Here is a 5,468-nt window from a genome sequence, read left to right on the forward strand (position 1 = left end):
CCGTGATGGACAGGCCCGCGATCGAGATCGTCGCGGCCACCAGGCTGATGTAACCGAAGACCGGCTTACGGCTGAAGACCGGGATGACCTCGGTGATGATGCCGAAGAACGGCAGCGCGATGATGTAGACCTCGGGATGGCCGAAGAACCAGAACAGGTGCTGCCACAGCATCGGCCCGCCGTTGTCGGCCACGAAGACCTGGGTGCCGAGCTTGCGGTCCGACTCCAGCACGAGCAGCGCGGCGGCCAGCACGGGGAACGCCATCAGCACGAGCATGCTGGTCAGCAGCACGTTCCAGGTGAACAGCGGGAGCCGGAACATGACCATGCCCGGCGCCCGCATGCCGATGATCGTGGTGATGAAGTTGACCGCGCCGAGGATCGTGCCGAGGCCGGACAGCGCCAGCCCCATGATCCACAGGTCGGCTCCGATCTGCGGCGTGTGCACCGCCGACGACAGCGGCGTGTACGCGAACCACCCGAAGTCGGCCGCGCCCCCCGGCGTGACGAACCCGGCCACCACCATCAGCCCGCCGAACAGGAACAACCAGTACGCCACCGCGTTGAGCCGGGGAAAAGCCACGTCGGGGGCGCCGATCTGGAGGGGCATGACCACGTTCGCGAACCCGGCGAACAGCGGCGTGGCGAACAGCAGCAGCATCACCGTGCCGTGGACGGTGAAGAGCTGGTTGTACTGCTGCTGGTTGACGAGCTGCATGCCCGGGAGCGCCAGCTCGGCGCGGATGACCATGGCCATCACGCCCGCGATCAGGAAGAACCCGAACGAGGTGATCAGATAGAGATACCCGATGACCTTGTGATCGGTCGTCGACAGCCAGGAGGCGATGACGGTCCCGGTGCGACGGCGCCTGACCTGCTCGATCGAGGTCTCTCGAACGGTCGTCACGGCTGCTCCCCTCCGACGCGGAGTTTTGCCTGCCCCGATCTACCCATTTGACGCCAACGATCGCCGCTCGGGAAGTCGTTCTTTGTTGTCGGCGGCGGAAAGCTTTGACGAAATTCCGGACTGGATTACTGAGCCGGGCATCCCGACACCGGTGTGTCCACATGGCGGATGGTTACCGGTCCACCTGGTGACATCTTCTATCCTTCGTGTGCCGGACCGACACGAAGGAGATGATCGTGACCGCTCAGCGTGACTACGCCGACCTCGTCCAGCGGGGGCTCTCGCTCGACCTCACCAGGGGCAAGCCGTCGCCGCGCCAGCTCGATCTCTCCAACGACCTGATCAAGCTGCCCACGTCATATCGGGCGGCCGACGGCACCGACGGCCGCAACTACGGCAACCTTCAGGGCCTGGCGGAGCTGCGGGAGCTGTTCGCGCCGCTGGTCCAGGTGCCCGCCGGGCAGCTCGTGGTCGGGGGCAACTCCAGCCTGGCGATGATGCACGACACCGTGGTGCACGCGCTGCTGACCCCGGTGCCGGGGGCCGCGCGCCGGTGGGTCGAGGAGCCGAAGATCACGTTCCTGTGCCCCGTGCCGGGCTACGACCGGCATTTCACGATCTGCGAGCGGTTCGGGATCACGATGGTGCCCGTCCCGATGAACGCCGGCGGGCCCGACATGGACGTGGTCGAGCGCCTGGTCGCACAAGATGCGAACGTCAAGGGCATGTGGTGCGTGCCGAAGTACAGCAACCCGTCCGGCGTCACCTACAGCGACGAGACCGTGCGCAGGCTGGCCGCCATGACCACGGCCGCGCCCGACTTCCGGATCTTCTGGGACAACGCGTACGCGGTGCACCACCTCACCGACACCCCGGCCGAGCTGGCCGACCTGCTCGCGCTCAGCGCCGAGCGGGGCAACGCCGACCGGGTGTTCGTCTACGCCTCCACCTCCAAGGTGACGCTGGCCGGCTCCGGCGTGTCGTTCTTCGGGTCCTCACCCGCGAACGTGGCGTGGTTCCTGCACAACACCTCCAAGCAGTCCATCGGCCCTGACAAGATCAACCAGCTCCGCCACGTGGAGTTCCTGCGTGACGCCGCGGGCGTGGGCGCGCACATGCGGCGGCACGCCGAGCTGATCGGGCCGAAGTTCGAGCTGGTCGACAAGGTGCTGACCGAGCGGCTCGGCGGGCTGGCCACCTGGACGACCCCGAAGGGCGGCTACTTCGTCAGCCTGGAGGTGCCGCACGCCGCCGAGGTGGTGGCCAAGGCCAAGGAGGCCGGGATCGCGCTGACTCCGGCCGGGGCCACGCACCCGTACGGGCAGGACCCCGACGACCGCACGATCAGGATCGCGCCGACCTACCCCGACCTGGACGAGCTGGAGCAGGCCATCAGCGGCCTGGCCGTCTGCGCCCGCCTGGTGGCCGCGGAGCACGCCTGAGCCCGGGGCCCCCGCCGCAGGTCAGCGGGGGCCGCCGGTCCTGAACCCGAAGATGTACTCGCGGGTCTCGCTCGGGTGGAACGTGACGTCGACGCCCGGCTCGAAGACGACGTTGTCGCGGGCGCAGTAGGAGAGGCCCTCCCAGACGGCCAGCGCCTTCTCCCTGGCGGGGCCCTCGCTCGCGTCGCGCTTGCGGGCTCCGTGCGCGCCGAGCACGTTCAGCAGCCCAAGCCCCCAGAACAGGCCCGTCAGGCAGAACGGCGCCAGCAGCACCTCGCCCCACCGCGGGTCCTGCCCCATCGCGATCACCAGCGACACGACCAGGTGCACCAGAGCCGCCACCAGCAGCAGCACGTAGCCCTGGTTCCTGGCCCACGGGGTGTAGTGGCGGCTGGGGAACGACAGCCAGACCGCGAGCTGTGTGCGGCTCATGACGTGTTTCGACGCGCCCAGGGCCGCCGCGGTGGGCAGGTCGGCGATCTCACGCGCGCCCGGTAACCTGACCCGCCCGATCTTGTACGTGGTCCCGGCGGCCACCGCTCCGGGCACCGCGACAACCTGGTCAGTCTCCAAACACACCGGGCACCCGACTTTCACCCGGGCAGTCTGGCCGTAAGCCACGCACAGCGCAAACCGCCCCACTGCCGCGTTCCACGGGCCGCTGCGGCGGCGGTTTCCCGCACCTAGAGTGCTCTTTGTGAGACCGATTGATGCCTTGGTGAACTCCCTGTCCGAAGCGCGCGTCGTGACCGACCCCGACGTGATCGACTCCTACGCCCGCGACCGCACGTTCCTGGAGCCCGGCAAACCGCTCGGCGTCGTGCTGGCCGCCTCCCGCGACGACGTGGTGACCACCATGAAGTGGGCGACCGAGCACCGGGTGCCGGTGGTGCCGCGCGGCGGGGGCACCGGGCTGGCGGGCGCGTCCGTGGGCACCGACGGCTCGGTCATCCTGTCGCTGGCCAGGATGACCGCGATCAGGGAGCTGTCGCCCGCCGACGAGATCGCGGTCGTGGAGCCCGGGGTCATCACCGCCGACCTGGACCGGGCCGCCCGCGAGCACGGGCTGATGTACGCGCCCGACCCGTCCTCGTACGAGATCTCCACCATCGGCGGCAACCTGGCCACCAACGCCGGCGGGCTGCGCTGCGTCAAGTACGGCGTGACCAGGGACTCGACGCTCGGCCTCGAGGTCGTGCTGGCCGACGGCCGGATACTGAACACCGGACGCCGCACGATGAAGGGCGTCACCGGCTACGACCTGACCGGCCTCTTCGTCGGCTCGGAGGGCACGCTCGGCGTGATCACCTCCGCCACGGTGCGGCTGCGCCGCGCGCCGGCCGCGCCGCCGGCGACGTTCGCCGCCGAGTTCGGCTCGCTGCGGGACGCGGGGGCCGCCGTGTCGGCGATCATGGCGGCCGGCTGCCAGCCGTCGCTCATGGAGCTGCTGGACCGGGCCACGCTGGAGGCCATCGACGACTGGCGCAACATCGGCCTCGAAGCCACGACGCAGGCCATGCTGATCGGGCAGTCCGACGCGCCCGACGGGCAGGCCTCGGTCGAGCGCATGGAGCGGATCTGCACCGACAAGGGGGCCTCGTTCGTGGCCGTCTCCTCCAGCCCGGAGGAGGCCGAGGAACTGGTCGGGCTGCGGCGGCTGGCGTACGGGGCCAAGGAGCGGCAGGGGGCGTGCCTGGTCGAGGACGTGTGCGTGCCGCGGTCCGTACTGCCCGAGATGATCACGGCGATCGAGGCGGCGGCGGCGCGGCACGGCGTGCGCATCGCCACGGTGGCGCACGCGGGCGACGGCAACCTGCACCCGGTCTTCATCTTCGAGCACGGCACCCTCGAACCGCCGGCCGAGGTGTGGGCGGCGGCGGACGAGGTGTTCACGCGAGCGCTGGAGTTCGGCGGCACGCTCACCGGGGAGCACGGGGTGGGGCTGCTGAAGCGGCGCTGGCTGGCGCTGGAGTCGGGGCCGGTGGCGAGCGAGGTGCAGCACGGGATCAAGGCCGTCTTCGACCCGCTCGGCCTGCTCAACCCCGGCAAGGCGATCTGACCGTGTCGATCTTCGCGTCACCAAGCCGTGACCTAGCGCCGCAAACGCACACGACCTGCGATGAAACCTGACTTTGCTCGTAAAACATGAAACTTCTGACAGGTCCGGCAGACGACTCAAGGGTCACGCTGATAGCGTTTTGCCTCATCTATTCGTTGTGATGGGGGTCCGACGTGAATCAGTTCCAGCCGTTGGCGGCGGACGATCCGCGGCGGCTGGGGGCGTATGACATCGTCGCCCGGCTCGGCGAGGGCGGCCAGGGCGTGGTGTATCTGGGCAAGAGCGACTCGGGGGAACAGGTCGCCGTCAAGCTGCTGCACCACGCGCTCGTGGCCGACGCCGACGCCAGGACGAGGTTCCTGCGCGAGGTGGCGGTGGCGCAGCGGGTGGCCCGGTTCTGCACCGCTCCCGTGCTGCACGCCGACCTCGACGGGAGCCGGCCGTACATCGTGAGCGAGTACGTCCCCGGCCCCTCCCTGCGCGAGCTGGTCATCAACGAGGGGCCGCGGCGGGGCGCGGCGCTCGAACGCCTGGCCATCAGTACGGCCACCGCCCTCGCGGCCATCCACCGGGCCGGGATCCTGCATCGCGACTTCAAGCCCGCCAACGTACTGATGGGACCCGAGGGTCCCGTCGTGATCGACTTCGGCATCGCCCGCGCCCTCGACTCCCCCGGCGCGACGGCCACCGGGATGGCCATGGGGACGCCCTCGTACCTGGCGCCCGAGCAGCTCAGCGGGGCTGCCGTGTCGGAGGCGGCCGACGTGTTCGCGTGGGGCGTCACGATGGTGTTCGCGGCGACGGGCAAGCCCGCCTTCGGCGCCGACTCCATTCCCGTGGTGATGAACCGGATCCTGAACGAGGAGCCGGAGCTGGGGAAGATGGAGGGGCTGCTCGGCGACCTGGTCGCGGCCTGCCTGTCCAAGGACCCGGCGCAGCGGCCCAGCGCCGACGAGCTCATCGTCCGGCTGACGGGCCAGCCCGCGCCCAACGCGGCGGTCGAGCCCGTCACCGGGCGGTCGATGACGATCCCCGCCGCGGCCGCTGCCGCGGCGGCGGC

General features: G+C 70.0%; 5 protein-coding genes. 3 read left to right on the top strand and 2 right to left on the bottom strand.

Annotation, left to right across the window (positions count from 1 at the left end; genetic code table 11):
- A partial coding sequence (locus tag ABD844_RS08140; RefSeq protein WP_344874579.1) for a cytochrome c oxidase subunit I occupies positions 1-907 on the bottom strand: 907 nt, incomplete at its 3' end.
- A 230-nt stretch (positions 908-1,137) separates the two neighbouring features.
- Between ABD844_RS08140 and ABD844_RS08145 the strand changes: the two genes are divergently transcribed.
- Entirely contained in the window at positions 1,138-2,349 is a 1,212-nt protein-coding gene (locus ABD844_RS08145) for an aspartate aminotransferase type Ic (RefSeq protein ID WP_344874581.1), read from the top strand.
- Between the two features lie 21 nt (positions 2,350-2,370).
- On the opposite strand, the gene ABD844_RS08150 is transcribed toward ABD844_RS08145, so the two are convergent.
- Positions 2,371-2,922, bottom strand: a complete 552-nt coding sequence (locus ABD844_RS08150; RefSeq protein WP_344874582.1) for a hypothetical protein — start codon at positions 2,920-2,922, stop codon at positions 2,371-2,373.
- Between the two features lie 124 nt (positions 2,923-3,046).
- Here ABD844_RS08150 and ABD844_RS08155 point away from each other — a divergent pair, with 124 nt between their 5' ends.
- Positions 3,047-4,408: an FAD-binding oxidoreductase gene (locus tag ABD844_RS08155; protein WP_344874584.1), complete on the top strand. Its 1,362-nt coding sequence runs from the start codon at positions 3,047-3,049 to the stop codon at positions 4,406-4,408.
- Positions 4,409-4,581: 173 nt separating this feature from the next.
- Positions 4,582-5,468 (top strand): serine/threonine-protein kinase (locus ABD844_RS08160; RefSeq protein WP_344874586.1); only part of this gene is annotated, 887 nt, incomplete at its 3' end.

The organism is Nonomuraea antimicrobica, from assembly GCF_039536965.1.
GTDB classification, from domain to species: Bacteria; Actinomycetota; Actinomycetes; order Streptosporangiales; family Streptosporangiaceae; genus Nonomuraea; species Nonomuraea antimicrobica.